This window comes from Acetobacteraceae bacterium (genome assembly GCA_039613835.1).
GTDB lineage: Bacteria > Pseudomonadota > Alphaproteobacteria > Acetobacterales > Acetobacteraceae > Sorlinia.
Genome location: CP154827.1, coordinates 21,166 through 47,235, shown reverse-complemented (window position 1 = coordinate 47,235; position 26,070 = coordinate 21,166). Strand labels below are relative to the sequence as shown.

The following is a 26,070-nucleotide window of genomic DNA, read 5'->3' as shown; positions in this document are numbered from 1 at the left end:
CGCGTTATCTGAAGTAGTCGTTATACTGTTTCTCAACGTGGATGAAACTCGGCAATCCGTGCCCGGGCATGATTTTATAGCGGTCGGGCAGAGACATAATTTTTTCTTTGATACCGGAAATGAGGAGATCATAATCACCATAAGCAAAGTCGGTGCGCCCCACCACGCCGCGGAACAACGCGTCTCCCGTCATGACGACTTCTTCCGTCTCATCAATCAGGACGATATGGCCCGGCGTGTGACCGGGGACGTGCCGGACACGTATGACGCGCCCGAGCAAATTCAGCACGTCTCCTTCTTCAAGAAAGCGGTCCGGTATGACCGGACCTGTCTCAAACCCTGATGCATCAACCAGAAAAGCCGCGAGTTGATCCGCCATTGTGTTGAGAAGAAAAGCTTCATCTTTATGCAGCCCATAGACCGGCACATCAGGCTGCCCCCTCTGGGCAAGGTGAGCCTTAAGAGTGTTGACACCACCAGCATGGTCAAAATGCCCGTGCGTGAGCAGGATGGCCTCGACACGCGCATCGCCCAGCACCTGCATGACAAGATCAATATCGCCACCAGGGTCGATCACGACGGCCTCTTTGCGGGCGGGTACCGCTTCTTTTTTCCAGAAAATGGCGCAGTTCTGCCGGACCGGGGTGACCCTCACGATCTGCATAGGCATTTCAGTGTCTCTCCTTGTCCAGACTGACCATGTCGACGGGAAGCGATAACGCGGCGTTTCCGCGCTGGCAAGCGACATGCGTGCTTGACCCTGAGGTCCGTGACCGGCAAAATTACGCCTCGCGCGTCAGCGTGCCGTAAAACGCCATGATCACCTGTTACAGAATCGTAAGGATACGATAAATGAGTCGCATATTGAGGTCCGACCCAACACCCAGCCTCTCTAAAGCTGTCGAATATCACGGCTTTATTTTTACGCAAGGTGTCGTTTCGAGTGATCTCGCAGGCGATATTACTACACAAACTCAAAATATTTTCATGCAACTTGATGCATTGCTCGAGCGTCATGGCACTGACAACACACGTATTCTGCAATCACAGATCTGGTTAAAAAATATTGAGGACCGCGCAAAATTTAATTCTGTCTGGGAAAATTGGCTGCCGGAAGGCCAGGCACCAGCACGCGCCTGCGTGCAGGCCGTACTCGCCGATCCGCGAATGCTCGTTGAGGTCATGCTGGTCACAACGAAATAACGCTGAACCCTGCCTCCGATGCACCAAAATTTTTTGGAAGAATCGCGCAGGAAAATCGGTGCCAAAGCTTGTCAGATTGCCGGTTTACAGTTACTTCCATGCAATAGGTGATAGTATCAGAAAGATGGGAAGCCGTTCGTGAATAAAAAACTCCGCCCAGCGCGCCCGACAAATCGACTTTATCTGACCTGCCTTTCTGCATTATCGCTCCTGGCCGCAAATATTTTCGGCGCTGCTGACGCTTCCGCCCGCACAAAGACATCTTCCCGTCATGGCAAGGTTTCGGCATCGCATCACGCGCGCAGCCATCACGTCACGCGCCTGGCCCATCATCGTATTCGTCACAGATATCGTGGGGGACGCGTGATTCAGTGCGTCGCCTATGCCAAAACGGCCTCCAATGTACACCTGCATGGCAATGCGCGGGATTGGTGGCGCAATGCGGCAGGGATTTACGCCCGTGGTGCAGCGCCTGAGGCAGGTGCCGTTCTCAATTTCCGCCCGATCCGCCGGATGCCCCTGGGCCACGTGGCGGTCGTGCGTCAGCTCGTCAATGACCGCACCATTATCATTGACCAATCTCACTGGGGACAGCGTGGCGTAGCGCGAAATACGCGGGTGATTGACGTGTCGCCAAATAATGACTGGAGCGCGGTGCGCGTGGCCATTAACGGCCATCCTGAAAGCTTTGGCAGCATTTACCCGACCTACGGCTTCATTTACGAGCGCCCGGATCAAGGCATGATTCTCGCGCATGAGGACAGCTCCAATTCGGCGCCCATGTCGGCTGTCGCTCCCAGAATGTCTTCCATGCGGAATACCGAGGTCGCTCAAGTGCCTGAGACGGCTTTCAGCGTTGATGGGCCGGAGCATCGCCTGCAATAAGCGGCCCCACGACTTCCCCTTATCGAAGCGAACACGCCACGGAGTCAGTCACGCCGTGGCGTGTTCGCTTTGAGGAGACGGTAATTTCAGGGACGCATGGCGCGATGGTAAGGGTGCCCGCTTGAAATTAACCGTGCCCGATAGAGCTGCTCAGCCAACATGCAACGCACCATCATATGCGGCCACGTCATTCGGCCAAAAGAAATTTTGATATCGCATTGGTCGAGAACCGCACGATTCAACCCCTCCGCGCCGCCGATCAAAAAGGCGACACCCTTGCCGTGAGACAATATTTTATCAATGGCCGCGGCAAAGCCAATACTGTCGAAGATGGTGCCCCCTTCATCCAAAGCAACGCGCTGATAATTCCCACGCGTCGCATGAAGCAGAGCTGCGCCTTCCTGACGCCGTTTTTCCGCAAGTGCGCCCCACGCTTCCGATAGTTCTGAAATCTCAAGTCGGGGACGAATGCGTGTCTGGTAACGCGCGACGAGCTCACGTTCCGGCCCCTGACGCATTTTACCAATAGCGGCGATCAGTAACATCGGGCTCAGTTATCAGTATCATCATCCAGCTCCGGCGCCCACATCTTCTCAAGGGCATAATGCTGGCGCGCCCGATGATATCAATAATGGTAATGTCCTCCGCCTTGTCCGCCATAAGACTTTCACGAATAACATCCATCAGAATATCGGTGTCGACATCCGGCACGGCGGGGCGGGATCTCGCTTTTTTTCAGGTCCGGCTGAAACGCGCTTTTTCCGGCTTGTTTTGTCAGGAGCCTGACGCGCACCCGTCGTCGCAATTTGAAGAGAAGCTTCGTCTTGAGGCTCATGAGAGGGAAGAGACGCGGCGTTCTTCAACCGCGGGGAAGGTTTGGTAGGGATGGGTTCGTACTCCAGTCGGTAATAGGTCGATAATGTCCCGTTGCGAGACGCTAACCGACGCAGATCGGTCGAAGATATACCGCTATGCGGCGTCATAAGGAAAGCCCACCCCGGCGCATCCAGCGGCGCCAGGATTGGCGCACATCGCGCCTGTTTGCGTAAACGTCTTAACCTTTGCGCCGTTTTGCCGAGAAGGGCACCACGCGTTTGACCCGGTCGGGGCACGACGGCAATCGCCACCATCTGGATGATTTTCCGCCAATGATTCCAACGCGTCAGGGAGGCAAAACTATCCGCACCCATAATCCAGACAAAGGTGATGTGCGGAAAACGCCGGCGCAACATGGTTAATGTCTCGGCGGTGAATTTCGCGCCCAGGCGCGCTTCGATATCCGTTGCAACAATGCGCCTTCCGTCGGAAATGCGCCGTGCGGAACGCAATCGGGCCTCGAAAGCCTCCGAGCCCTGATGTTTCTTGAAAGGGTTGCCCGGTGTCACCAGCAACCACACCTGGTCAAGCCTCAAATGCTTCAAAGCATAAACAGCGAGGCGCTGGTGGCCCTCATGAGCGGGGTCAAAACTGCCGCCCAGAAGGCCGACCGTCATACGCCGTCCATCCCCGAAAACGGGGAAAGAACCGAGTTCAGGGGCGCGTTTGGCCATCGCCCCGAACTTCGTAACGATAAGTGGTTAATTGCGCGACACCGACCGGGCCACGCGCATGGAGCCACCCCGTGGAAATACCGATTTCGCCACCAAACCCGAACTCGCCACCATCACAGAATTGCGTCGAGGCATTCCACATCACGACGGCACTCGGCACACCACGCATGAAGGCTTCTGCCGCCGCTTCATTTTCCGTAATGATCGCCTCTGTGTGCCCACTGCCATAACGCCTGATATGCGCGCATGCCCCTTCAACGCCATCCACAATGGCAATGGAAAGTTCAGCATCAAGCCACTCCGTCGCGAAGTCACGTTCCGAAGCAGGATCAAGTGTTGGCAGGACGGCGCGGGCCGCCTCGTCCCCCCGGCAGTGACAGCCCAAAGCGCTGAGATCCGCGACCAAAACGGGAAGAAACGTTGGCGCAATGGCGCGATCCAGCAATAAAGTTTCCGTCGCCCCGCAAATGTCGAGTCGCCGCATTTTGGCATTAGCAATGACGGCGCGCGCTATCTCAAGCCGGGTATCCTGATTCACGAAGCTATGACATAGCCACTCAGCATGTGCCAGAACCGGCACGCGGGATTCCTGCATGACGCGCGTCACCAGAGATTTACCCCCGCGCGGGATCAGTAGGTCGATTTGCCCTTGAGCGTGCAGCATCTCTGTCACGTGGGTACGATCCGTATCCGGCACGGATTGCGCCGCTGCATCGGGCAGTCCCGCATGGCGCAGGCCCTGTTGAACAGCCCGCATCAGGCTTTGCGTGGAATGGAAACTCTCCGAACCGCCACGCAGGATGATGGCATTGCCCGATTTGATGCAGAGCGCCGCCGCGTCGACCCCGACATTCGGGCAGCTCTCAAAAATCATCCCGATCACACCGATCGGGGTGGAAACCTGCCGGATGACGAGCCCGTTGAGCCGGATCCATTCCTGCATCACCTTGCCCACCGGGTCGGGAAGCGCGGCGATGCGTTCGACGGCTTCTGCCATGTCTTGCAGACGCTGGGAGGTAAGGGTCAAGCGATCCAGAAAGGCTGCATTGCCTTCAGCGTGGGCAAGGTCACGCTGATTGGCCTCAAGGATCTCCGCTTCATGCGACCGCAACGCGGAAGCTATCTCTATCAATGCCTGACGGCGTTGCGCGGCTGAACTGGCGGAAATGACATCATATGCCGTGCGCGCCGCTGTCATGAGCGCGGTGAGATCCCTTATGGAAGTGTCTTCCAGCATCAGCCGAGCCTTCTGAAATTCAACGTTCTCGGCATCCTTGAAACATGCGGGATTTGCAATCCCGTTCCGGTCACCACGCTGATATAAGGGCGGCGCGTGTCAGACATTGAAGCGAAACAGAAGGACATCGCCATCTTTAACGACATATTCCTTGCCTTCGATGTGCAATTTACCGGCTTCCTTTGCACCGGCCTCACCTTTGAACGTCACATAATCACCGTAGCTAACGGTTTCACAGGCGATAAAACCGCGCTCAAAATCATTATGAATGACGGCAGCCGCCTGCGGTGCTTTCGTGCCCGCGACGATTGTCCAGGCGCGCGTTTCCTTCGGGCCGACAGTGAAATAAGTCTGTAATCCGAGAAGTCGATATCCGGCAGCGATGACGCGGTCCAGGCCCGAATTTTTCAGGCCAAGACCTTCAAGAAATTCGCCACGTTCCTCCGCCGCGAGCTGACTGACTTCCGCCTCAATAGCGGCGGAAACCACCACCATGGCCCCACCTTCCGCCGCCACACGCGCCGCGATTTTGTCGGAGAAGGCGTTGCCCGTTGCCGCATGGTCCTCATCGACATTGCAGACATATAGGACGGGCTTTGTCGTCATAAGCTGAAGGCGACGCGCCGTTTCCTCCTCCCCTTCCGGGATGGCGGTGCGCGCAGGGCGATCTTCACGCAGTGCCGCCAGGATAGGCTGTATCACGGCGAGAAGCTGCTGCGCCTCACGATCATTACCGCGTGCGCGTTTCTGCAAAGCGGGTTCCCGCTTTTCCAGCGATTCCATATCGGCGAGCATCAGTTCGAGCTCGATAATCTCCGCATCCCGCTCCGGATCGACGGAACCTTCCACATGGGTGATGTCGCCATCTTCGAAACAGCGCAACACATGAATGATCGCATCGACTTCCCGAATATTGGCGAGAAACTGGTTGCCCAGCCCCTCCCCCTTTGAGGCGCCACGCACAAGCCCGGCAATATCGACAAATTCGAGACTTGTCGGCAGGGTGCGTTGTGAGTTGCCGATGCGCGCCAAAATCTCGAGCCGCGGGTCCGGGACGGCCACGCGCCCCACGTTCGGCTCAATCGTGCAGAATGGATAATTGGCCGCCTGCGCCGCGACAGTTTCTGTCAAAGCGTTGAAAAGCGTGGATTTGCCAACATTCGGCAGGCCAACAATACCGTAATTAAAGCCCATGAGTGGCCTCCCTGACCAGAAGGGTCGTTTTTGTCATGAATTCTTCCGGCTGACTGTCCGCCAATAAAGGGCAGGCAATGGCGATGGAGTCGAGGTAAGCGGTCAGGAAAGGCGTTTCGCTCTTACTGAAGTCACCCAACACGTAACCATGCACCCGGTCCCGGTGGCCCGGATGCCCGATCCCGAAGCGCACACGCCAATAGGATGCTGAATCTAAATGCTGGTCGAGGGAGCGCAACCCGTTATGGCCCGCAGCGCCCCCACCTTTTTTGACGCGTGTTTTACAGAATGCCAGATCAAGCTCGTCATGAAACACAGTGATATGGTCAAGGGCGAGCTTGTAGAAATGGACGAGTTTCTGAACGCTCTCACCTGAGCGATTCATGTAAGTCATCGGTTTGAGGAGGAGGATCTTATGCCCGTCAATCACGCCTTCACTGGTCAACCCGCCAAGGCGGGCACGCCAGGGCGAGAAACCATAGCGACGGGCAATCTCATCGACCGCCATGAAACCGATATTATGGCGCTGCCGCTGCATTGAGGGCTCGGGATTGCCGAGCCCCACCCAAAGAAGCATAAGCGCCCCCTCGTCAGTTTACTTCTTTTTGTCGTCGGCGGCCTCGGCCTCAGCCTTCGCTGCAGCTTCTGCCTCCATCTCCGCATCCACGGTCGGTGGCGCGATGGTGACGATCACAACATGAGAAATCTGCCCGACAGGTGTCACGTTTTCCGTGCCCTTCAGATCTGCCCAGCGAATCGTGTCATGAATGTCGAGACCGGACAGGTCAGCCGTGAAACTGGACGGAATCTTGTCCGCATCGGCCAGGACTTCCACTGAGTGGCGCACGATATTGAGCACACCGCCGCGCTTGATGCCCGGTGCAGCTTCCTCATTCTCAACATGGATCGCGATTGTGACGTGGACTTTCTCACCCGCCGCGAGACGCTGGAAGTCGACATGAATCGGCACATCCGTCACCGGATGAAGCTGGACATCGCGCATGATGGCGCGGACCGGGCCGCCCTTCAGCTCAAGCGAGAACAGGCGTGAGCGCCAGCCATTACGGTGCATTTCACGCATGAGGACGCGCGGATCGAGTTTGATCAGCGTCGGCTCCTGCTTGCCACCGTAAACAACACCGGGCACCATCCCGGACCGTCTCGTTGCGCGCGCTGCCCTCTTACCAGCCTTCGCACGCGTCAAGACCTCAAGTGAAGTCATGTCAACCACGTTAAAACTCCTTGCAGATAGACGAAGATCAGGCCTCCAGGGGTGCCTGATCCGAACCGGCGACTTACCCGAAAACCCGCATCCTTGCAAGTTTTACCCATCCGACAACAATATGCACATGCCCGCGCGCGCTCGTGTGCCCGTGGACAATGCGTTGCCTGATTGGCGGCGGCGTGACCTCACTCCGTGATCTCATAAGACGTCAGGGACCACGCACCCTCATTGAAAGCGCAATATATCGGGGTTGCGTTGGGCAGGCGCGCATTAACAGGCAGATTCATCGCCGCACGTATCGCACGGAAAAGCGCGCCATGGGCGACGATGAGCGGTAACCCTCCATGCGGCTGTTTCAGAGCGCGATTCACAGCAGACACAGCGCGGCTTTTAAGATCGTCAAAGGGCTCACAGCCCTGAGGCAGGTAAGTCCCGGCAATCCATGGGTCATACCAGTCTCCCATGGGATGGCCCTCTTTTTCCCCGAAGGACACCTCATGCAAATCATCATCATCAGAGAGAGGCACGGCTTTACCTTGCACCGCTTCCAGCGCGGATTGCGCTGCGCGCGCCGTTTCCCTGGCGCGCCCCAAAGGGGACGTGACGATATGCGTGATCGGTTTCGCACCACGGTCCCAATATTTTTTCAGCTCTTCTCCCGCCGCGACAGCCTGTTGCCGCCCCACCGCATTGAGGGGAATATCACTGCGGCCCTGGGACAGGTTCCGGGCATTCCAATCCGTCTGACCATGGCGCAGATACCAGAAGGGCTGCGGGAGAATCATGCATCAATCCTCAATGAAACAGAGAAGAGACTGAGCTCTCCTCAGATACGGCTTTCATCGCGTCAGCGAGAAGATTCGCCGTGCTGATCTGCCGGATATTCGGTGCGGCCAGCGTGGCTTCCGTGGCCGGTATTGTATCGGTGATCGACAACATTTTTAAAGGCGATTTTTCAATGCGGGCCACCGCATCATTCGTCAGCACGCCATGCGTTACGTAAGCCTCGACACCGGCAGCGCCGCAATTCATCAAAGCTTCCGCCGCGTTGCACAATGACCCGCCACTATCGGCAATATCATCGACCAGGATACAATAGCGCCCCGTCACTTTACCAATGACATTCATCACTTCAGAGACACCTGGCTGCTCACGCCTTTTATCGATAATGGCCAGATCCGTCGCGAGACGCTCCGCCAATTGTCGCGCGCGGACGACGCCACCGACATCAGGTGAGACGACCATTAATTTCTCATTGGCATGACGCGCCTGAATATCCCGCGTGAAGAGCGGCGCGGCATATAGATTATCCGCCGGGATATCGAAGAAGCCTTGTATCTGCATGGCATGGAGGTCAATCGTCAGGATGCGGTGCGTCCCGGCTTCCACCAGCAGATTCGCGACAAGCTTGGCGCTAATGGGTGTGCGGGGGCCGGATTTACGATCCTGACGTGCATATCCGAAATAAGGCATGACCGCCGTCACCCGCCGTGCGGAGCCGCGACGCAGCGCATCCAGCATGATCAGTAATTCCATCAGATTGTCATTTGTCGGCGCGCATGTGCTTTGAATGACAAAAACATCTTCGCCGCGAACATTCTCCCTTATTTCAACAAAAACTTCCGCGTCCGCGAATCTGCGCACGGAAACTTCGCAGAGCTTCATATTCAGCTTCTGCGCGACGGCAGAAGCGAGCGGAAGGTTACTGTTACAGGCGACAATCTTCATCGAAAGACGACTCCGGTTGGAGAAGGCGGGAATGCGGGCTTCTAACAATGCTGGGCATTCATGTCACCCGAATGACGTAAACCGAAGCAACTTCGATAAATTTCTCGCCTCATGCGTGTCCTGACTGCACCGATTTCGCGGGGGCGTAAAGTCAATGCGCATTTTTCGGCAATGGTTGATAATTGCGCCCGGAATAGGCGGAAATGATCTGTCGCACGGCGCCAGCCGCCTCCTGCGCGGCAGCGAGGGCAACATCCCCCAAGCATGGTCAAGTGATCCGGAAGGAACATCATGAAGTTGCGTCGCCGCCCCGGCTTCCTTCCCGGCTCTGTCACGCACGTGCCATACGATTTCGATATGCTGGCTTGATTTGCCCGTCGTACCTTTCGGGCCATCCGTCATTTTCACACGCCCATCCACAGTAAAATCGGCGGACTCTTTTTTAGTCGTGATCTGGTCATATTGATCAGGCAAGGATGTCATGAAAGCGCGTGACAGGGAGATATCGCCGTCCCCCGGCGTGCCCTGCACACCAAGGAACTGGATTTTCGCAGCGCGGCGCTTGAGACTGTTCGGGTCCGCCATCATGGCTTCCGCCTTGATCCCGGTCAGAAGGCTGGCGATGCGCGGGGCGGCCTCCATCATAAATTGCCGGCGCGTGGCCTCTGACAGGCCGTTCCACTGCGACTCATTGATGGCGGGGCCGTCAATATGTCCCCGCGCATTCCCATCCGGCGCGATGATCGTGTAACGGGACACCACTCCCGCCTGCGTTTTTTCGGGCGCGACTTTCAGCCACCAATCACCCTGACTGGTCGTTTTTGTCACAGCAGGAAGGGATTGTGAGACGAGAGCCTGCGTCATGACACGCGCGAAATCGAGAGATGTTTTCCGATCTCCGAAGAGGGCGTTCGGCGGCGGCACGGCCAGGCGTGGCGGCGGGAGATTGGCGACCAGCCTCTTCCCCTCCTTGCCCGGATCGTAAAATGGTTTGGATACGGAAACGCAGGCAGCAAGGCCTGTCATAAGCGCGATTCCGAAAAATGCGCGGAGAGTGCGCCTGCCTGGCATCATATTCTTTTTCCTGCCTTGATCGCCGAAATCTGACACCCTGTATGCGCATGTCCGCCAAGTGTCATGCGGCGATGGCTGAAGAAACGACGTGGATCACTGAGCGTGTCCAGTCTGATCTGTGAAATGTGGCGCAATCCGGCGCAGGCGCAGGCGGAGGGCGCAATAGCCTCCAAGGTCAAAAGATAGGCGCCAGCCCGCTCAGCATTGATGAAAAAGCGCGCGCTTTGTCATCCTGCGCCAGCAACTCAGCGCGCATATCCTCCTCAACCTCATAGCGCCTCTGGCTGATACGCAGGAGCTGACGGCCGTCAGCTCCTGCGCGCCGAGGGCCTGCATCGTCCAGATCGTGTTTTCAATAACGCCGCGCATGGCGCCACGCCACCCCGCATGAATGGCCGCCACAATATACCCCGACGCGTCGGAAATCAGGATGGGCCCTCAATCCGCCGTCTGCACGCCGATCGCGATGTCACCGCATGTTGAGACGATGGCGTCGGCCGGATCGGCGCTTGAGGGTCGCTGGAGATCGGTCGGGTTCTGGAGCGTCAGCACGTCAGATCCATGGACCTGATGCACCGTGACGAGATGATGTGCGGGAACGCCCATAAATTGGCAACCCGCTCCCGATTGGTCGCCACATTCTCCGCGCGATCACCCACTGACGTCGAAATATTCAGACAATCATAAGGGGGCGTGGAAACGCCGCCCTGACGGGTGAAAAATCCATGCACGATGTCCGGCAGGGCCTGGGCCTGTAAGACATGTTGCGGCGAGAGGACTTTAACCATGATCGCCGCCTCCCGCCATCATGGAAGTCCCGCGCGGGTGCCGCATGGCGTAAATAATGAGGCCGATCCCGGCGACGGCCATGGGTATGGAAAGGACCTGCCCCATTGTCACCCCGAAAGGCAGATAGCCGATGAAAGCATCCGGCTCCCGGAATATTTCACAGAAACTACGCGCCACCGCGTAACCGAGTAGGAAAAGGCTTGACAAAAAACCAAATCGCGCCCGCACCCAGGGGTTTCTGACCGCCCAGAGCATCACGGTGAGGAGCATCACCCCCTCCGTCAGCGCCTCATATAGTTCGGACGGATGACGCGGCAGCGGACCCGCATCGGGAAAAATCATGGCCCATGGGAGGTGATGCGCTACGGGCCGCCCCCAGAGCTCTCCATTGATGAAGTTGGCGCAGCGTCCCAATCCGAGGCCGATCGGCACAACGGGCACAATGCGGTCGGAAAATGCCAGAAAATCGAGGCCATTCCGCCAGGAGAAAATGGCCAATGTCAGTATGACGCCCAGCGCGCCCCCATGAAACGACATCCCACCATTCCAGACTTGAAGGATCGCCGCAGGGTGGGTCAGGTAATATCTTGGCTGATAGAACAGCACGTAGCCGAGGCGTCCGCCCAGAACAACGCCAATCATGGCCCAGAAGACGAAATCATCCATCTGCTCCCGCGTCGCGGATTGGGGCGGGAGGGCTGCCAGATGGGTCGCGATCTTCCAGCCAATATAGATGGAGAAGATATAAGCCAACGCATACCAGTGCACGCTGAGAGGTCCCAGATGAAAAGCGACCGGGTCAATATGCGGAAAATGCAGGGCGCTTTCAGTCATCAGTAATTCCGATCATGAGGGATGGCATCAAGGCAGAGGAGATTGATTGCATGATGTCGGCCCCTGATGCAATCTCGCCGGGACGTTGAACTCACGCAGCCAACGCGCTGAACGACCGGCAGGCTCGAGCGTTGACCTGTTTTCAGTCGCGAAGCGGGCACATCGTGCTTCCACAAGCCGGGTCGCGATCCGCAGGCCGCTTCGCCTTTTATAACGGGCGCGCAGAACGCGCAGCGCAGGAGAGTATCATGAGAGACCGCCCCAGAATATTTGATGATATGTCCGGCCTTGTCGGAGGTGCCTTCTCTGCCCTGACGGGTCTGCGGGAGGAGCTTAAGGCGCTTGTGCAGAACCGTGTTGATGAGTTTCTCGCCCGGCTGGAAGTCGTGCGGAGAGAGGAATTTGACGCCATGGTGCAGATGGCGAGCCATAGCCGCATGGAGACAGAGCGTCTGGCCCAGCAGGTCAAACTTCTGCAAGACTGCCTGAATGCAGCGGAGTCTCGCATCCCGGCCACGTCAAAGTAAAAACCGACATCACCCTGATAACGCCGCCGCCAGCCTGCCCCTCGGTTGAAGAGCCTTTCTTATGCCGTCAAAACAACTTCCTTCGATTCTTCTTATCGGATGCGGGCATATGGGGGCGCTCTGGCGGGGGTGGCTGCGACACGGCATCGCGTCTTCCGTCATCGTGGATCGCCACCTTGAGGCGGTCCCCACAGGTCATCAGATCTGTCGCAAAGCTGCCGACATACCGGCGGACTTCAAGCCGAACTATATCATCCTCGCCGTGAAGCCCGCGCGGATGGAGGACACGCTTCGAGAAATCGCGCCCTGGGTCGGTGACGCCGTTATCATCTCTGTTCTCGCCGGTCGCAGCGTGGAAGATCTGCGCAGGGCCCTGCCACAGCCGGAACTCGGAAATCCCATCATACGCGCCATGCCGAACACGCCGAGTGAAGTCGGCCAGGGTATAACCGGCGCGTATGGGGTAGGGTTGTCAGATGCGCAGCGCCGCATCTGCGATGCGTTGCTCGCGACGGTTGGTGTCGTTCTGTGGCTTGACCGGGAGGATGAGATCGAAATCCTGACCCCTCTCTCCGGTTCAGGCCCTGCCTATGTCTTTCTCTTCGCGGAATTGCTTGAGCAGGAGGCGGTGGCACGGGGATTAGCGCCGGCGGTTGCCCGCATTCTGGCCCGGCACACTGTGGCAGGGGCCGGTGCGCTCCTTGTCACATCTGAGGAAGACAGTGCGACATTGCGCCGCAACGTCACAAGCCCTCATGGCGTTACACAGGCAGCTTTAAACGTCTTCATGCGCGAGCATCAGGGGATAAAGCAACTCGTTTCCGAAGCTATAGCGGCTGGGCTTCAGCGAACGAAAGAGCTTTCCAGGTCCTCCTGACCCTACCGTCGCGACCGCGCCCGATGACAGCCGACATGTAAGATAGGATGAAGAGATTGACGGCAACGCACCACCGCCCCGAAGACATTGAGAAAAAGATCCTTCGCGCCATGATGACGCGCGCCGCTGAACGGGGCTGGGCCCATGCGTCCGTCTACCAGGCTGCGGAAGAGGCCGGTGTCACATTGAGTGAGGCGCGACGGCGCTTTCCAAATAAGAACAAAGTTTTGATCTATCTGGGTCAATATGCGGATCAGCTCGTTTTGGGACATCACGCCAAGGGCACCCCGCGGGAGCGCCTGTTTGACCTTATGATGCGCCGTCTCGACGGGTTTCAGGAATATCGTGAGGGCGTCCGCGCCGTGTTGCGGTATATCCCTTTCGACCCGAAGCTTGGGCTGATGCTGGCTGTCATGACGGAAGGGTCCATGGAATGGGTGGCGGAAGCTGCCGGGATGGATGTGAGTGGATGGATGGGCAGGATACGCCTCAAATCGCTTCTGGCCCTATGGGGTTATCTCATCCGCATCTGGGAACGTGATGATAGTGAGGACCTGGCCGTGACCATGTCCGGACTTGATAAGGCGCTTGACCGGGCAGAACGCCTTGGATTGCTGAGATTAGCAACATCTCACTTCAATGATGACCCGCCAGAGCCCTTTTCCGAAAATCTCGACCGGCAGGTGAAATAGAGGCTTTACCTCCGGGCCGTCTCAAAGTAGAAACGCGCCGAGATTGGGGTGTAGCCAAGTGGTAAGGCAGCGGATTTTGATTCCGCCATGCGGAGGTTCGAATCCTCCCACCCCAGCCAGATCTTCCGATGACAATCATCCGGGCTGCTTGCGACCCCGCCCGATCATGGCCAATAACGCACGTCCAGAGACCACGCCATGGTCACCGTGCTGGACAAGGCATAACCGATTGTGATGACGTTCCATAGTCGGTACCTGGCAGAACTGGCGGCCATCAAAGCCGTGTCAGGCCGCATCGCGACGATAAGGAAAGCCGCGACGGGTATGAAATAACGCCCCTGTAAGACGATAATCTCATCCTGACCCACGATTGTCCAAATGATGTAAAGCGATATGCAGACGAGTATTGTCGCACAGACCATCACGGCCAGAGTCATCACGACACGTCGCCTCTCCCAAGATGACCGACGGATTTTCGGCAGGTAGAATATGAGCAGGATGAGCGCAAATATCACGGAAGCGACATAGAAAGCGTGGGGCAGAAATGTATCGAGCCAACCCAAAACACCGATGAATTGCTCGCTCAAATGCTGGCCTTGCAGGTAAAATGTGCGCAGCATCGTGCCCGGGAACTGAAGGGGATGGTGCAGCAGAAATTGTATCTGGCCGTGTTCAGACATACCGGCGGATGACTCATAGGCTGCCTTACCCCACCTGATACCTGTGAACGCCCAGCCGATTGACACCACGAACGGGATGGCAAGTGAGACGAACCAGCGCCAGATGAGCGGCGTTGTCAGGATTGGCAGGATGGCAAAAACCAGCATGGGCGGCTTGCCGACAAACGCAGCAAAGCAGAACCCGACACCCCAGATGAGCGCCTAGCTGGGAGGTTCATCGACTCCCTGACGCGTCAGGAGCGCCGCAGCCATAAAGGCGGCGGAGATCAGCAGGGCATCCTGTGAGCAACTCCCGAAAAAGATGCAAGGTCATGGGCATGGAGGCCAGCGCCACGAGGAAGAGCGTCCCCTTGCGACAGAGCGCGATCGCCAAGGTTGTGAGCGTGACGGCGAGAAGACCTGTCGAAGCCCGCGCCAGCATGAAAGTGGTGAAAACCGAGAAATGGAAAATCCTGCCAAGCCAGATTCCAACCACCACGCCGGGATAGGACCAAGGGGGGATTTACGGCCGTATTTGCGATTCCGAAGTATTTAACGGGACCACCCCAGCCATTTTGTTTGACGAAAGCCAGTCTCTCAGGCGAAATACGTTGATCAGCATGAAAGTTAATATCATCGTAAGCATGAAGCACCCGCATCATTTCAGCCGGGAAATAACCGCCTGAGTCGGTGGGCGCCACTCTTTTACTGTAGAATACCCCTTCTGAAATCTGAAGCGCCCTCGCAAAGTGATTAGGCTCATCCGGTATAACGCTGATCGGAGAGAACCAGATATTACAGAGAACCGCGCTCAAACCGATAATAAGGTAGATAATGGAAATTTTTCGACAATCATAGTGTAATGGCCGTGAAGTGATCATATCGCGTTTCATAATGAGGCACAATGTCTGTAGATCCTGGCAATCTCATCCGCCTGGTCCTCAAGCGTCATCAGATCGCCTTTAAGAGGATTAACGTAGAAATCGAAACGTCCAGGATTATCGACCAAATTCTGCATCGCAACCATGAGGGGTTTTGGATTTTCGCCCATGGGGATGAGGTTGCCATTGACACCTTCCACAATCGGTTCACTTTACCCCCGGCATTGTTGAGATAACCCAGACATCGCGCGCCAAAGCCTCGAGCACTGTGAGCCCGAAACTTTCCTCCCACTGTGAGGGAAACAGCAAAACGTCGATCTCGTCGAATTGGGCAGGAAAAATCCGTTATTATTGACGATGATTTTTTCCGGAGGGATGCCGTTCCGCACATAGGCGCGTTTATGGGATTCCGACGGCGCGAGAAGCGCTGCCGCGTGCGTCAATATGTCAAAAGACAATCCGCGCCGCGTCGATAAGAAAGAATCGTGGCGTGAAAGGGGTGGCGTCCTTCCTGCCTGTTTGAGATTATACTGCCCGTGATCATCGGTGATGAAAAGATTTTCAGAGATCCACCAGCAATCATGCAAAGTGATGATATAAGGGATATTACGTGCGCGGCATTGCATCGCGAGGCCCATCCCCATCGTCTGGATCGCGTGCAGATGCACGATATCGGCCGACTAAGCATCAAGCCATTGCCCGAATACATCGCCCGTTTTCGTATTTGACATCCAGAGACATGGCTCAGAAGGCGTAGCAATAATGGGCATCCCGTCAAAATCATAGCGAATAACGTGATGATCCTCGTTATTTGCTTCAGCCTTTGTCGTAAACATACTGAGGTCGAAGCCGCGATCTCGCAATAAAGGTTGCAAGGCTTCAACCAGTAAAGCGGCCCCGCCGAAAGATTGTGGCGCGTAATAGACGCTGGCAGAGAGCACTCTGAGTTTTTCCTTCAGGAAAGTCGGGGGTAAATCGAATAATTCGAGCATCTGGTGCCGGATGATATTTTCGGATGAGAATTTTGTTTCCACAGTCTGGCGTGCTGCCGCCCCGATTTCAACCCGCTTCCCAGGATCCGCACATAGCATCATGATCGCGCGATACCAGGATTCCTCTGTATCGGCGATCAGTCCATTCACGCCGTTCTCCATAACTTCGCAAATAGTTTGCGACGGGGAACAAATGACGGGAACAGACAATATTCCCGCTTCCATGAACTTGATCACGCTTTTGCAATCATTGAAGCGAGATTTTTCCAGGGGCGCGATCGTGAAATCAGCCGCGCCCAAGTGACGCAGATATTGCTCGAAAGACGTTTCCTGGGAATGACGGAACCGATCACCATAACGATGCAGCGCGTGCGACGGCACAAGATTTCCGACGAGGTGCAGATGCAGGCGGGGCTCATCCGCCATGGCGCGCAGGATCGCGCCTTCAGCCTCTCGGAAATCGACATTACGCGCACGGCTACCCGTGCCAAAGCAGAGCCATATCGGACCTGTTTCTGAAGATTTTACCGGAAGCTTGGCCGCGATTTCTCTCGCGACGTCCATCGTTTCGTGATCGAGCGCATTTTCAATAACGTGAACTTCTTCCACCCCGGCCTCAACCATAAATTCGGCAAGGGCGCGTGTGGATGCAATACCTCGACCCGCATAGATGAGGCTTGAACGGTGACGATCCGCCTCTTCAAAGTAAAATGCGCGCTCCAGATAAGAGATCGTTTCGAGATTACCATTTTCTTCGTAACTTTGGCGATCAAATATCAGGTCATCGACTTCCCAGTAAGTCTGAATGCCTAAATGCTTCGCCAATTTCATGGCGCGCTCAATGCGGAGCGACAATGTCAGGCGATAAAATATTGCGATCGTCGCTGTTAATATTGGGGTGAGAAGATCACGCTCGCGAAATGGGTCGATCACGAGGACTTTCCAGCCAATCTTCTCAAGATGCTCTTTTCTTTGCGTTACACGGTACTTTGTGCAAGCACTGATACCTTGATCAGCAATGATGACAATAGAAGGTCTGACAAGGCCGGGATTTGGCGTAACGTCCCAATGGTAAACCTCCGCACATTTTTCATAATGATGCGTTTGCACAAAATGGCGACCGCCGGTTTTGGCCAGCAGCACAGAGCGCTCCCAATTCTGGCGCAGGCACTGAAAGCATGTTTTAGCGCTATGCTCTCTAAAAATGGTAACTCCATGCTGAAGGAATTTCGTCGCAACGCCCCTCTTTACCCCGCTTGAGAGCAGGGTTTTAGCAAAACGTAGCGGCCAGGTGAGGCGCATCGATATTAAGTTATAAACGCATTCCTGATGATGCCTGAGGTCCGCAACCTCAACCGTCAATCGGTATAAGTCATTTCGGAGAAGGGTTTCCTCGTCACTATTTCCGTTAAGAACGCGAGGAATATCTTTATCAATTATGTCGAGCAAGTTGGACCCCAATGCTTTCTTCGCACAAAGGAGTGTATATCGAAGATAGGCAAGTGGAAATACAGTATTTGGTAAAAAATCCTCGAAAACAATATTTTTCGAGGCGTTAAAAGTTATAAAAACTTGTTAATTTTTAAATAATGTCGAAATTCGAAGAATTGAGACGCGTAATACCTACGAAAAGTCACGGTAATATTGTTGTCGAGAGTAATCGTCTTATTTTTACCGTTAACTACAGCTGTGTCGAGAAGCTTCTGAAAGGCCTATGCCGGATTCGCCGGATTGTAATTATACATGAAGAACTTGTTACCAGCATTGGACATGAAGTCCTCGATAGTAATGTGACCGCCGGAATGTCCCTTAAGCATACCAAAATCGCTGAGACCCTGACCAGACCGGACAGTCGCGAAGCTGTCACCGCTCGTCCCCTGGAAGGCTGTGCCGAAGACGAAGTGGTTGAAGCCCGAACCACCAATAAGTGTCTGGCTGCCAGGACCCGTCCAGAACTCAACTTTACCGGTTGAATTGGACGCATTGATGTTCTGATCACCCACAGAGCCAGGCTGGTTTGTGGTGTAGATCAGATATTTATCCGCGGACAATGACAGATTGAGCCCGGATGCGCCCCAAACCGTTCCATATTGAGTCGTGACACTGGTATTACCCGTGCCATTAATGAAGCTGAGCGCGCCATTGACACTGATCGTGTGGTTGGAGCCCTGGGCCAGGTAGAGATCACCTGCCGCAGAAATCGTATCACCCGACCAACCAATGATTGAGCCTGTCGCCCCAGAGAAGGTGATTGTCGAGCTGATGGCACTATCGACCGTGCTCGCATTACCAACGTTGATTGTGCTTCCGACAGTAACGCTGGCATCCGTGTGGACGTAGGAATTTGTTGCGAGGTTAAGGATTGGTGTTACCACTATAGACGGTGACATTCGCGCGCCCGCCAATTGTGCCATCGACCGTATCCGTCCCATAGAGACTGACGTTGTTTGTACCTTTGCCGAGGCGGACCGTATTATTGCCGACACCCGTCTGGATCTCGTTATTACCGTCCGATGCGTAAATTTGGCTATTGCCCTGCCCGGTCACGATCGTCCAGTTGCCGGTCGTCCCCGAAGCCCTGAAAGCATTATCCCCCGTCGTCGCGACGAAAGAGCCGTTATAATTGCCCGCCGTGAAATCGACACCCGCCAGATCACCTGACAGTACGGAGAGGAACGCTGAGTTTATATTGATGGCGTTGACAGTAACACGCTGATTGAGCTGCGGATCGACAATCGTGCCAGCGAGGACATTTGCATCTGCGCCCGTACCAATAACAAGGTGGGTATAGTCTCCCGACACAGTGTAACCGCCATCGGCTGAAATGACGCCTTAAGACACGGTGATCGGCTGAGAAGGTGCTTGACCAATATTGTTGCCTGACGTCATGAAGTCTTCCGACGTAAATTTACCATCGGAGTAAGCCGTCAAAATCTGCTGCGCATAGTCTTGGGCAAGGGTTTGCGCTCCCCCACCGTCGACAGTTACCTGAACCGACCCACCTGAAGACCCGACAACTGTTACAACGGCCATTCCCGTATCCTCATTCAAGTTATCCCGCCGTTAAGCTCGGCAACGTTGTTGCGACCTCTGTATTTACTACTTCAAGTTACAGATAAACTAAAAGTTAATTCACTATCAAACCAAAACGCGCAGTCAAATGGTAAAACTTAAAGTTTCTTTACCGCTGCACCTTCTCTTGACTCGACTAATACGTGTGGCCGAACCAACAACCGCGAATGACACAACTTAAAAATGGTTAACGCGAGTACACAGAATTAAACAGACAGCACCCCCCGCGCTGTCAAAGTGCGAAACCATTGCCATGCGAAATATATTTTAACCATTTGGACCAACTCCAGCAAGAAAAATCTGCCTGACTCACAAGTTTTTATGAAAATCGCCAATTTTTTAGGGAACTTTCCCGAAAAGCTCGTTCAACCAGAGTTGCGCTTGCGAGTCGGAAGGCATCCGCCAATCTCCACGAGGGGAAAGCACGCCGCCGGGACTGATCTTCGGCCCGTTCGGCATAGCGGAGCGTTTAAATTGACTGAAACTAAAGAATCTTTTTAGAAATACTTCCAGCCATCTCCTGATATCAGACAAAGTATAACATAACTTTCTTCCCTCCGGGTAGTTCGCAGGCCACTGGCCTTGTGAGGGGTTTAACCATGCATGCATTGCAAGAAAAGCGATTTTTGACGGTTTCAACCCGTATCGCAGCGTAAAATATAAAAAGAAATCCTGTAGGTCGTAAGGGCCCACAATGTCCTCGGTTCGCTGCACGCTGCCATTTTGCGCCGGCACGAGCTCAGGTGAGATTTCTGCCTCGATAATTGATCGGATGATCGGCACTGCCGCTGCCGAAGGAAGTTTTTCGGCCGCCAACCAACGTAATACATGTTGAATCAGGGTTTTCGGCATCCCGGTATTGACGTTGTAATGCGACATCTGATCACCAACGCCATAAGTGCACCAGCCAAGGGCCCATTCTGATAAATCACCCGTGCCGATAACAATGCCGCCTGCCTTATTGGCGATGCGGAAAAGATAATCCGTCCGCAGCCCGGCCTGAACATTCTCGAACGTCGTGTCGAAAACCGCCTCCCCGCGCGCATAAGGGTGGTTCAGATCGCTCAGCATACGTGTCGCGGCGGGACGGATATCCAGCTCACGCGGTTCAATGTCCAGCGCGCGCATCAACGCCACGGCCAGCGTTTTACTTGCGTCGCCCGTGGCAAAACCCGGCATGGTATAAGCGTGTATCGACTCCGCGGGCCAGTCCATCTGTTGGGCGACACGGCGACAGACAAGCAGCGCGAGTGTCGAGTCGAGCCCTCCGGAGATGCCGATGACCATCCGGGTGACGCCACTGGCCCGAAGACGCTGGATGAGGCCCGTGACCTGGATCGTCCACGCCTCAAAACAATCCTGCGCGAGGCGTGATGCCTCATTCGGAAGGAAGGGAAATCGCGGAATATTCCGCTTCAGACCGATATCGACTCGAGGCGGTTTCGTATGGAGAGATATGTCCCGCCATATTTGGGCTGCGTGACCTGTGTCAACCTGCACGACACTCTGTCGTCTCAGGCGCTCCTGCACGATGCGCTCAAGGTCAATATCGGCGTGAACAATTTTCGCGCCGGAAGGAAAACGCTCCGATTGCGCGAGAATTTCACCCATTTCATAAATCGAGACCTGCCCATCCCAGGAGAGGTCAGTCGTCGATTCCCCCTCCCCCGCAGCGGCGTAAAGATAAGCGGAAATTGTCTTGAGCGATGCCGCACGGCAGAGGAGATCCCGCGTTTCCGACTTGCCGATCGTGATGCTGCTGGCTGAAAGATTTGCCATGACCGTCACACCGGCCCGCGTCAGGCAGATATGGGGTGAGTCCGCAACCCATAAATCTTCGCAGATCTCCACGCCGAGGATGAAATCAGCTATGTCTTTATATCTGAAAATCAGATCGCGGCCAAAAGGCACCTCGTCACCCGCAACGGAAATCACCGCGCCATTTATCCCTGAACCAGCCGAGAAATGACGGCTCTCGTAGAATTCGGCATATTCCGGCAAATGAGATTTCGGTACCACGCCACAGATCCTGCCGCCCTGGAGCACGACCGCACAATTATAAAGCCCGTTCCGGAAACGCAGCGCGGCGCCAACAATCAGCGTGATCTGTAAGGCGCGCGTCTCATGTACAAGCGCCCGGATCGCCTCATGCGTCGCTTCAATCACGACAGTTTGATGGCGGAGATCCTCAAGACTATAACCTGTCAGACATAATTCAGGAAAAACAGCGAGGACACTGCCTTCCTTCTCACATTGCGCTGCGAGTCCGGCGATGATTTCCGCGTTATGAAGGGGTACGGCGAGTTGGACGGGAAAAGTGCAAACACTGCCCCGCGCTATCCCGTGACTGTAGATTGAGTAAAAATCTTCCATAATATCAACACCGTTCAAACGGCTCGGCAGAGATGACGTTGCACGTTTAAAGGATATATCACAAAATGGGAGCGAGCCCGGCCGCCCGCAATACCTCCCGAACGCGTCTTATCTGAAAGAAGCGCTATGGCGGAATCGTTTCCGCGATGTCGTGAAATAAGCGTGCGCCCAATAGACCAGAGCGATCATCACAACAAGGGAAACAGCCCCACCCATCAGGGCCATCGAAAATGGCAGATGAAACAGATAGATCGGCGCGTCACAGGGTTTCACGGGGCGCGGGGGCATGGCCGCCAAATGCTGTGAAAAACTACCACCTTTAAAAACGGGCGCATGGCAGGCGGGAAAAGGGCTCTCCCACCATTTCTGCTCAACCCCGATATTGATGGCGGAAAGCACAACCCCGACGAATGTCATGGGGATGGCCGTGACATTGGCGATGGCACCGACACGCCCATTGACCAGCAACGCCACCGCACCGAGGAAAAAGGTGATCTTCCACGGTATGCGCTCAAGCAGGCATAATTCACAGGGCGGCAGCCCGATGACGCGCTCCGCGAACCACGCCGTTGCAAGAGCAAGAATGCTGAGCAGGAAAAGAAACGCCCCACAGGCCCGGACGGACATCATGTCACCTCACTTTCTTGAGTACGGAGAGGAATTCTGCAGCCCAGCGCGCCGCCGTGTTGCGTTGCACCTCGACGTTGAGAAAACGCCATCTTTTTTTCCGTGCTTCTTTTTTCATTGTCAGCGCAAGATGAAGCGCCTCAGCGATCTGATCGGGATCATAGGGATTAACCTGAAGGGCGGCCTTAAGTTCAGGCGCCGCACCGGCCAGGGACGATAAAATGAGGACGCCCGGGTCATCCCCATCCTGCGCCGCAACATATTCCTTCGCGACGAGGTTCATCCCATCCCGTAATGGCGTCACGAGGGCGATATCCGCGCGGCGATGAAACCCTGCCAGGACATGTCGCGGCACGGATTGCGTCAGGAAGCGGACAGGCGTCCAGTCAAACGTGCCGAACGTGGCATTGACATGTCCGCTCAACTCATCGACTTCTCGCCGAAGATGCTGATAGGCGGACACCCCCGCGCGTGAGACCGGGGCAATCTGCAACATGACAACTTTCGCCTCATGCTGCGGATAACGCCGGATCAATTTTTCAAAACCCTTGATACGTTCCGGGATGCCTTTGGAATAATCGAGCCGATCAACACCGATCACCAGCTTGCGGCCGCGCAGACTATCCATAAGGCGGACGACTTCCGGCGCATCGACGTTGCGGCGTGCCTCTTCCCGGAATTCCTCCGGCGCGATGCCGATCGGAAAATGCTCCACCCGCGTAAAAAGACCGATTGCTGAAAAGCAGCTATTGAAGTTTTCGCGATCTTCCTCAGTCTGCACGCCTATCAGGTCATATTGCGTCAGGTCGCGCAGCAATTCCGTCACACAGGGCAGAACCCGCGTCACGCTCCAGGGTGGTAGCGGGATATGCAGGAAATAGCCGATGCGGTTTCTGACGCCGAGGGCGCGCAGCTCGGCACCCAGAGTCATCAGGTGATAATCATGCACCCATATGACGTCGTCTTCCTGCAATAAGGGAGCCAGCTTCCGCGCGAAAAGCGTGTTGACCTCACGATAGGACTCATAATCCTCCCGCCGGTAACGGATCATCTCAAGGCGGTAATGGCAAAGCGGCCAAAGCGTACCATTCGCGAAATTCTCATAAAAGCGGGTGTGCTGATCGGTTGTCAGATCAATCGTCGCGAATGTGACCCTTTGAAGTTGCTCAATCTGCACGTCGGAAGAAACAGCATTCTCCCGATGTTGACCGGACCAGCCGAACCACAGCCCCTCTGTGTCACGCACGGCGTCGCCAAGCCCGACTACGAGCCCACCGGCCGACTGCACGCGCTCCTTGACATCCGGCACGCGATTGGACACGAGGACGAGACGACTCATGGTCGCATCTCCGCGAAAAGTCGTAACCAGGCCCGGAATATATCTGAGGTTGCGAAATCTTCTGGAATGAGATACCCTTTCCCGCCCATTGCCTGCGCTGCATGCACACCATCAAGATCCGTTCTGTCGTCGCCGACGAAGACCGGAAGTTTATCACGAAATTTTGGCAATGACATGATGCGCCTCAGGGCCTTGCCTTTGTCAACGCCTTTCGTCCGGATCTCCCACGCCATTTTCGCGGGTTGAACATAAAAATCAGTGTGATCCGCGGTGATCTCACGCGCGAAACGCTCAAAAACGTCCGCAGCATCCGGACAGTTCCGGTAATGCAACACCAGCCCGTTTTTCTTCGGCTCAATAATGCTGCCTTCATGCGACGCACCTAATTGCCGGGCCTGCCGCAACCATTCAGGCGGCGGCGTTGGCATATCGAGATGCGTGATGGCCGCGTCGGGCGCTTCCCGGAGAGTTGCGCCATGTTCACCGGAGATGGCGTAGACAACATGCGGTAGAAAGTGGTCGATCTCCTCAATCGTCCGGCCCGAAATAATCGCGACCGCATCGCCCGTTGCTACTCTCAGGCGCTGCAATGTCTCAGGCAGTCCCGGCGCGACCGTCACGGCATCCGGGGTGGGCGCGATATCGACGAGTGTGCCATCAAAATCGAGGAGAAAAGCCGTCTTGGCAAGAGTCAAGGGGGGAGGCAGTGCGGGCGGGTTTTGAGCAGGGTCAGAGGCACGGCGAGGATGCATCTTGTCTCAACTTCTCCCGCTTCTACGGGTTGCGCGGCTTAAGCAGCGATGAGAGATCGCGCGCGGAAAAAATCTCCGGATCTGCCGGAAAAATCCGGAGATTTTATCTCTCGATTCCTGTCAGCTCAGGGCGGCGCCAATTGCAAGGGCGCGTCTTGGGGCATTTTGCTAGATGGGGCGCTATCGGCGGGCGCGGTCAGGCCCTGCCCCCCGGGCGCGAGTTCGAAAGGTGCAGCTTGCTGCGGCGTTTGAGAATTCGGGCTTGAAAGCTGTGGCCCGGCAGCTTCCCGGGTCGACCCTTGCGCATCTTCCGGCTTTTTGACCGCATCCGGCACCGGCTTAGCCGGTGCCGGTAAGGGTGCCAGCAGGGGGGCAACCGGGTTGCCCTCACATCGCACGACACTGACCCCGTAAAGCGGGTTTGTATAAGTCGAAAGGGCGGGGGCATTCTGCACGATCCACCCATCGAAATGAAAATCCAGGTTCGTGTCATCGCGGATGGAGAGGCGGGCCGCCGCGTCTCGCGGCAATGTCGGCGGTTTTTCAACGCATTGTTCGACATGAAGGTGCAACGTTTTATATTGCCCCTCCTGCCCGACGGGGATGGTCATTTCCTCAATATGAGAGTCGACCCGGCGCAACACGCGGATGACGGCCACGCTCTTCCCCTGCCAGAGGTTCGGCGCATACATAACCGGCGGCGCGACCAGATCCGCCGCGCGGGCCGTTTCTCCCCCGGACAAATGACCCACCAGCCCCAGTAGAGCCACCGCGATCAACCGGCCCTCTGCCTGGCGCGCCCTTCGCATCATGAAGCTGACCCTTCCTTCAACCCAGTCACCAGTTTTTCCAGGTACGTCCGCATGATGGCCGGTGCCACGCCCATCAAGATGGCGTCATCCCACGCATCCCGTAACACCTGCTCAAGCTCCGCCGCATTCTCATCAAGGAGGCGCCGTTTTTCGAGACAGGAGATCGGCACACCATGCACGTCTTTCCAATCCGGCCGCATCATTTGAGGGGTGACCCGGCATTATCAACATCCGACCGGTCGTTTTTCTGGATGCTGTCCGTCACAGAGAAGATAAATTTGCTCAAAAGCTGCTCCAGACTAATGGAACCCTGGGTGATGAACATAAGCTGTCCTGATTTCAGCAGCGCCGCGTCCCCACCAGGAGAGAGGGCGATGTATTTGCCGCCCAGCAGACTATCCGAGGTGATGATTGCCGCACTATCCACTGGCAGGGCAACCGAACGATCGACAGTGAAGGTGATGTTGGCGCGATAGGTTTTCGGGTCAACGCGCGTGGTGGCGACGTGTCCAACTGTAATCCCGGCGAGCCGGACGTCCGAGCCGATGGAGAGGCCGTCAATCTGGTTGAAATCCGCTTTTAAGTTATAATCGTCCCCGCCGCTGCGATAGCGTCCGGCGATGGCAAGGACCAGCATCAGGAGGAGAACGGCAAGCACCAGCATACCGACAATGATTTCTGCGGTCTGCCGTCGTGTCTGAGTGGCTGAAACGCGTTCCATATTCCTCCGCCTTACCTTAAATTGACA

General features: G+C 55.7%; 31 protein-coding genes, 1 tRNA gene and 1 pseudogene. 6 read left to right on the top strand and 27 right to left on the bottom strand.

Annotated elements, in window-relative coordinates:
• Positions 1 to 4: 4 nt before the first annotated feature.
• On the bottom strand, positions 5 to 748 hold the full coding sequence (locus tag AAYR33_00280; GenBank protein ID XAO71471.1) for an MBL fold metallo-hydrolase: 744 nt from the start codon (positions 746 to 748) through the stop codon (positions 5 to 7).
• 104 nt (positions 749 to 852) lie between these two features.
• Between AAYR33_00280 and AAYR33_00275 the strand changes: the two genes are divergently transcribed.
• Positions 853 to 1,203 (top strand): RidA family protein, encoded by a 351-nt coding sequence (locus AAYR33_00275; protein ID XAO71470.1) that lies wholly within the window; start codon positions 853 to 855, stop codon positions 1,201 to 1,203.
• A gap of 138 nt (positions 1,204 to 1,341) precedes the next feature.
• Positions 1,342 to 2,088, top strand: a complete 747-nt coding sequence (locus tag AAYR33_00270) for a CHAP domain-containing protein (protein ID XAO71469.1) — start codon at positions 1,342 to 1,344, stop codon at positions 2,086 to 2,088.
• An 86-nt stretch (positions 2,089 to 2,174) separates the two neighbouring features.
• Here AAYR33_00270 and AAYR33_00265 read toward each other — a convergent pair whose 3' ends face one another.
• The 13 genes and pseudogenes from AAYR33_00265 to lgt all read right to left on the bottom strand — a co-directional run bounded on the left by AAYR33_00265 (position 2,175) and on the right by lgt (position 11,719).
• Complete coding sequence (locus AAYR33_00265; protein XAO71468.1) at positions 2,175 to 2,633, bottom strand: 23S rRNA (pseudouridine(1915)-N(3))-methyltransferase RlmH; 459 nt, start codon at positions 2,631 to 2,633, stop codon at positions 2,175 to 2,177.
• On the bottom strand, positions 2,608 to 2,799 hold the full coding sequence (locus AAYR33_00260) for a hypothetical protein (GenBank protein XAO71467.1): 192 nt from the start codon (positions 2,797 to 2,799) through the stop codon (positions 2,608 to 2,610). The genes AAYR33_00265 and AAYR33_00260 overlap by 26 nt, the downstream gene beginning before the upstream one ends.
• Positions 2,772 to 3,638 (bottom strand): nicotinate-nucleotide adenylyltransferase, encoded by an 867-nt coding sequence (locus tag AAYR33_00255; GenBank protein ID XAO71466.1) that lies wholly within the window; start codon positions 3,636 to 3,638, stop codon positions 2,772 to 2,774. Before AAYR33_00255 ends, AAYR33_00260 begins: the two co-directional genes overlap by 28 nt.
• Positions 3,619 to 4,875 (bottom strand): glutamate-5-semialdehyde dehydrogenase, encoded by a 1,257-nt coding sequence (locus AAYR33_00250; GenBank protein XAO71465.1) that lies wholly within the window; start codon positions 4,873 to 4,875, stop codon positions 3,619 to 3,621. Before AAYR33_00250 ends, AAYR33_00255 begins: the two co-directional genes overlap by 20 nt.
• A 99-nt stretch (positions 4,876 to 4,974) precedes the next feature.
• A complete protein-coding gene (gene ychF, locus AAYR33_00245) occupies positions 4,975 to 6,069 on the bottom strand; it encodes a redox-regulated ATPase YchF (GenBank protein XAO71464.1) in 1,095 nt (364 codons plus the stop codon).
• Complete coding sequence (pth, locus tag AAYR33_00240; GenBank protein ID XAO71463.1) at positions 6,059 to 6,646, bottom strand: aminoacyl-tRNA hydrolase; 588 nt, start codon at positions 6,644 to 6,646, stop codon at positions 6,059 to 6,061. The genes ychF and pth overlap by 11 nt, the downstream gene beginning before the upstream one ends.
• 18 nt (positions 6,647 to 6,664) lie before the next feature.
• Entirely contained in the window at positions 6,665 to 7,300 is a 636-nt protein-coding gene (locus AAYR33_00235) for a 50S ribosomal protein L25/general stress protein Ctc (protein ID XAO71462.1), read from the bottom strand.
• A 179-nt stretch (positions 7,301 to 7,479) separates the two neighbouring features.
• The gene (locus AAYR33_00230) at positions 7,480 to 8,079 is read right to left on the bottom strand and encodes a histidine phosphatase family protein (GenBank protein ID XAO71461.1); all 600 of its coding nucleotides are present in this window, start codon (positions 8,077 to 8,079) and stop codon (positions 7,480 to 7,482) included.
• Between the two features lie 10 nt (positions 8,080 to 8,089).
• Positions 8,090 to 9,022 (bottom strand): ribose-phosphate pyrophosphokinase, encoded by a 933-nt coding sequence (locus AAYR33_00225; GenBank protein XAO71460.1) that lies wholly within the window; start codon positions 9,020 to 9,022, stop codon positions 8,090 to 8,092.
• 63 nt (positions 9,023 to 9,085) lie between these two features.
• A complete protein-coding gene (locus tag AAYR33_00220; protein ID XAO71459.1) occupies positions 9,086 to 10,048 on the bottom strand; it encodes a hypothetical protein in 963 nt (320 codons plus the stop codon).
• A gap of 44 nt (positions 10,049 to 10,092) precedes the next feature.
• Positions 10,093 to 10,305, bottom strand: coding sequence for a laccase domain-containing protein (locus AAYR33_00215; GenBank protein ID XAO72475.1), 213 nt, complete (start codon positions 10,303 to 10,305; stop codon positions 10,093 to 10,095).
• Positions 10,295 to 10,884 (bottom strand): annotated as a pseudogene (locus AAYR33_00210) (laccase domain-containing protein). The gene AAYR33_00215 and the pseudogene AAYR33_00210 overlap by 11 nt, the downstream one beginning before the upstream one ends.
• Positions 10,877 to 11,719, bottom strand: coding sequence for a prolipoprotein diacylglyceryl transferase (gene lgt / locus AAYR33_00205; GenBank protein ID XAO71458.1), 843 nt, complete (start codon positions 11,717 to 11,719; stop codon positions 10,877 to 10,879). The pseudogene AAYR33_00210 and the gene lgt overlap by 8 nt, the downstream one beginning before the upstream one ends.
• Positions 11,720 to 11,967: 248 nt before the next feature.
• Between lgt and AAYR33_00200 the strand changes: the two genes are divergently transcribed.
• From AAYR33_00200 to AAYR33_00185, 4 genes are all read left to right on the top strand, one after another.
• A complete protein-coding gene (locus tag AAYR33_00200) occupies positions 11,968 to 12,246 on the top strand; it encodes an accessory factor UbiK family protein (GenBank protein XAO71457.1) in 279 nt (92 codons plus the stop codon).
• A gap of 61 nt (positions 12,247 to 12,307) precedes the next feature.
• The gene (locus AAYR33_00195) at positions 12,308 to 13,123 is read left to right on the top strand and encodes a pyrroline-5-carboxylate reductase (protein ID XAO71456.1); all 816 of its coding nucleotides are present in this window, start codon (positions 12,308 to 12,310) and stop codon (positions 13,121 to 13,123) included.
• A gap of 56 nt (positions 13,124 to 13,179) precedes the next feature.
• The gene (locus AAYR33_00190; GenBank protein ID XAO71455.1) at positions 13,180 to 13,815 is read left to right on the top strand and encodes a TetR/AcrR family transcriptional regulator; all 636 of its coding nucleotides are present in this window, start codon (positions 13,180 to 13,182) and stop codon (positions 13,813 to 13,815) included.
• A 44-nt stretch (positions 13,816 to 13,859) separates the two neighbouring features.
• Positions 13,860 to 13,934: transfer RNA gene (locus AAYR33_00185), tRNA-Gln, on the top strand.
• Positions 13,935 to 13,979: 45 nt separating this feature from the next.
• On the opposite strand, the gene AAYR33_00180 is transcribed toward AAYR33_00185, so the two are convergent.
• From AAYR33_00180 to mlaD, 13 genes are all read right to left on the bottom strand, one after another.
• Complete coding sequence (locus AAYR33_00180; protein XAO71454.1) at positions 13,980 to 14,642, bottom strand: DUF2142 domain-containing protein; 663 nt, start codon at positions 14,640 to 14,642, stop codon at positions 13,980 to 13,982.
• Between the two features lie 67 nt (positions 14,643 to 14,709).
• Complete coding sequence (locus AAYR33_00175) at positions 14,710 to 14,970, bottom strand: hypothetical protein (protein XAO71453.1); 261 nt, start codon at positions 14,968 to 14,970, stop codon at positions 14,710 to 14,712.
• 393 nt (positions 14,971 to 15,363) lie between these two features.
• Complete coding sequence (locus tag AAYR33_00170) at positions 15,364 to 15,555, bottom strand: hypothetical protein (GenBank protein XAO71452.1); 192 nt, start codon at positions 15,553 to 15,555, stop codon at positions 15,364 to 15,366.
• Positions 15,556 to 16,035: 480 nt separating this feature from the next.
• On the bottom strand, positions 16,036 to 17,490 hold the full coding sequence (locus AAYR33_00165) for a glycosyltransferase (protein ID XAO71451.1): 1,455 nt from the start codon (positions 17,488 to 17,490) through the stop codon (positions 16,036 to 16,038).
• Between the two features lie 569 nt (positions 17,491 to 18,059).
• On the bottom strand, positions 18,060 to 18,722 hold the full coding sequence (locus AAYR33_00160; GenBank protein ID XAO71450.1) for a hypothetical protein: 663 nt from the start codon (positions 18,720 to 18,722) through the stop codon (positions 18,060 to 18,062).
• Positions 18,703 to 19,149, bottom strand: coding sequence for a hypothetical protein (locus AAYR33_00155; protein XAO71449.1), 447 nt, complete (start codon positions 19,147 to 19,149; stop codon positions 18,703 to 18,705). The genes AAYR33_00160 and AAYR33_00155 overlap by 20 nt, the downstream gene beginning before the upstream one ends.
• 609 nt (positions 19,150 to 19,758) lie before the next feature.
• Positions 19,759 to 21,792, bottom strand: coding sequence for an NAD(+) synthase (locus AAYR33_00150; GenBank protein ID XAO72474.1), 2,034 nt, complete (start codon positions 21,790 to 21,792; stop codon positions 19,759 to 19,761).
• A 108-nt stretch (positions 21,793 to 21,900) separates the two neighbouring features.
• Complete coding sequence (locus tag AAYR33_00145) at positions 21,901 to 22,422, bottom strand: disulfide bond formation protein B (GenBank protein XAO71448.1); 522 nt, start codon at positions 22,420 to 22,422, stop codon at positions 21,901 to 21,903.
• A 1-nt stretch (position 22,423) separates the two neighbouring features.
• Positions 22,424 to 23,758: a trehalose-6-phosphate synthase gene (locus AAYR33_00140; protein XAO71447.1), complete on the bottom strand. Its 1,335-nt coding sequence runs from the start codon at positions 23,756 to 23,758 to the stop codon at positions 22,424 to 22,426.
• Positions 23,755 to 24,510: a trehalose-phosphatase gene (gene otsB, locus AAYR33_00135; protein XAO71446.1), complete on the bottom strand. Its 756-nt coding sequence runs from the start codon at positions 24,508 to 24,510 to the stop codon at positions 23,755 to 23,757. The genes AAYR33_00140 and otsB overlap by 4 nt, the downstream gene beginning before the upstream one ends.
• A 125-nt stretch (positions 24,511 to 24,635) precedes the next feature.
• Positions 24,636 to 25,322: a DUF2155 domain-containing protein gene (locus AAYR33_00130; protein XAO71445.1), complete on the bottom strand. Its 687-nt coding sequence runs from the start codon at positions 25,320 to 25,322 to the stop codon at positions 24,636 to 24,638.
• A complete protein-coding gene (locus tag AAYR33_00125; GenBank protein XAO71444.1) occupies positions 25,319 to 25,525 on the bottom strand; it encodes a hypothetical protein in 207 nt (68 codons plus the stop codon). Before AAYR33_00125 ends, AAYR33_00130 begins: the two co-directional genes overlap by 4 nt.
• Positions 25,522 to 26,043: an outer membrane lipid asymmetry maintenance protein MlaD gene (mlaD, locus tag AAYR33_00120; protein ID XAO71443.1), complete on the bottom strand. Its 522-nt coding sequence runs from the start codon at positions 26,041 to 26,043 to the stop codon at positions 25,522 to 25,524. Before mlaD ends, AAYR33_00125 begins: the two co-directional genes overlap by 4 nt.
• Positions 26,044 to 26,070: the final 27 nt, after the last annotated feature.

Coding starts and splice junctions, on each gene's coding strand:
- AAYR33_00280 (XAO71471.1), bottom strand. CDS start 748: ATGTCGCTTGCCAGCGCGGAAACGCCGCGTTATCGCTTCCCGTCGACA.
- AAYR33_00275 (XAO71470.1), top strand. CDS start 853: ATGAGTCGCATATTGAGGTCCGACCCAACACCCAGCCTCTCTAAAGCT.
- AAYR33_00265 (XAO71468.1), bottom strand. CDS start 2,633: ATGTTACTGATCGCCGCTATTGGTAAAATGCGTCAGGGGCCGGAACGT.
- AAYR33_00255 (XAO71466.1), bottom strand. CDS start 3,638: ATGGCCAAACGCGCCCCTGAACTCGGTTCTTTCCCCGTTTTCGGGGAT.
- AAYR33_00250 (XAO71465.1), bottom strand. CDS start 4,875: ATGCTGGAAGACACTTCCATAAGGGATCTCACCGCGCTCATGACAGCG.
- ychF (XAO71464.1), bottom strand. CDS start 6,069: ATGGGCTTTAATTACGGTATTGTTGGCCTGCCGAATGTTGGCAAATCC.
- pth (XAO71463.1), bottom strand. CDS start 6,646: ATGCTTCTTTGGGTGGGGCTCGGCAATCCCGAGCCCTCAATGCAGCGG.
- AAYR33_00230 (XAO71461.1), bottom strand. CDS start 8,079: ATGATTCTCCCGCAGCCCTTCTGGTATCTGCGCCATGGTCAGACGGAT.
- AAYR33_00225 (XAO71460.1), bottom strand. CDS start 9,022: ATGAAGATTGTCGCCTGTAACAGTAACCTTCCGCTCGCTTCTGCCGTC.
- AAYR33_00220 (XAO71459.1), bottom strand. CDS start 10,048: ATGACAGGCCTTGCTGCCTGCGTTTCCGTATCCAAACCATTTTACGAT.
- lgt (XAO71458.1), bottom strand. CDS start 11,719: ATGACTGAAAGCGCCCTGCATTTTCCGCATATTGACCCGGTCGCTTTT.
- AAYR33_00200 (XAO71457.1), top strand. CDS start 11,968: ATGAGAGACCGCCCCAGAATATTTGATGATATGTCCGGCCTTGTCGGA.
- AAYR33_00195 (XAO71456.1), top strand. CDS start 12,308: ATGCCGTCAAAACAACTTCCTTCGATTCTTCTTATCGGATGCGGGCAT.
- AAYR33_00180 (XAO71454.1), bottom strand. CDS start 14,642: ATGCTGGTTTTTGCCATCCTGCCAATCCTGACAACGCCGCTCATCTGG.
- AAYR33_00150 (XAO72474.1), bottom strand. CDS start 21,792: ATGGAAGATTTTTACTCAATCTACAGTCACGGGATAGCGCGGGGCAGT.
- AAYR33_00145 (XAO71448.1), bottom strand. CDS start 22,422: ATGATGTCCGTCCGGGCCTGTGGGGCGTTTCTTTTCCTGCTCAGCATT.
- AAYR33_00140 (XAO71447.1), bottom strand. CDS start 23,758: ATGAGTCGTCTCGTCCTCGTGTCCAATCGCGTGCCGGATGTCAAGGAG.
- otsB (XAO71446.1), bottom strand. CDS start 24,510: ATGCATCCTCGCCGTGCCTCTGACCCTGCTCAAAACCCGCCCGCACTG.
- AAYR33_00130 (XAO71445.1), bottom strand. CDS start 25,322: ATGATGCGAAGGGCGCGCCAGGCAGAGGGCCGGTTGATCGCGGTGGCT.
- AAYR33_00125 (XAO71444.1), bottom strand. CDS start 25,525: ATGATGCGGCCGGATTGGAAAGACGTGCATGGTGTGCCGATCTCCTGT.
- mlaD (XAO71443.1), bottom strand. CDS start 26,043: ATGGAACGCGTTTCAGCCACTCAGACACGACGGCAGACCGCAGAAATC.